The 523-nt window shown below is 49.1% G+C and carries 1 protein-coding gene and 1 pseudogene; one reads left to right on the top strand and one right to left on the bottom strand.

All coding sequences use genetic code 11. The annotated features are described in order from the left end of the window. Window positions 1-230: transposase (locus FG91_RS21465; RefSeq protein ID WP_152568106.1), on the top strand; the 230-nt coding region annotated here is incomplete at its 5' end. A gap of 166 nt (window positions 231-396) precedes the next feature. Here the strand turns inward: FG91_RS21465 and FG91_RS12775 are convergent. Beyond that, window positions 397-523 (bottom strand): annotated as a pseudogene (locus FG91_RS12775) (IS5 family transposase); the annotation flags it as partial.

Here is a 523-nt window from a genome sequence, read left to right as displayed (position 1 = left end):
AGGCACAAGGTAGCTTCGCCAATATACCCGCCAAGCGCAATCGCAAGCAAAGCTTCGCCTTCAGTTCCTTTCTCTACCGCTACCGCAACCTCGTCGAACGCTTCTTTGGAAAGATTAAGAATGCTAGAGGTTTAGCTACTCGATACGACAAGCGCGCCGACAACTTCCTCGCTGCTGTAAAACTGTTCGCAGCCCGACTCTGGATCAACGCTTACGAGTCTACGGCCTAGGTCAAATAGGTTTTCAATAAATTGTATGAAAATAGGGAGATAGCGTAGTTTCGGAAGGTATCGAAAAGGTAGATCGGCAAGTTGCCAAAGTTCCGCGCCATATTAATTTCAACAGTGTCCGTCCGCTTGAACGGCGTGATCGTTTTGATTTCGATCAGGTCGTTGCCTAGGTTTCGTGGACAAAGGGTATCCATAGTTTGACTGAGGCGAGTGCGACGAAGCCGAGGTAAGATTCCTTGGTTTTGTCGTAGCGTGTGGCGACACGCCGCCAGTTCTTGAGCTTGTTGAACAGA

The sequence above is a fragment of the Sphingopyxis sp. LC81 genome, from assembly GCF_000756375.1.
Classification (GTDB): domain Bacteria; phylum Pseudomonadota; class Alphaproteobacteria; order Sphingomonadales; family Sphingomonadaceae; genus Sphingopyxis.
Note: the sequence above shows the minus strand (reverse complement) of the source record. Positions and strands in the feature narration are given on the sequence as shown.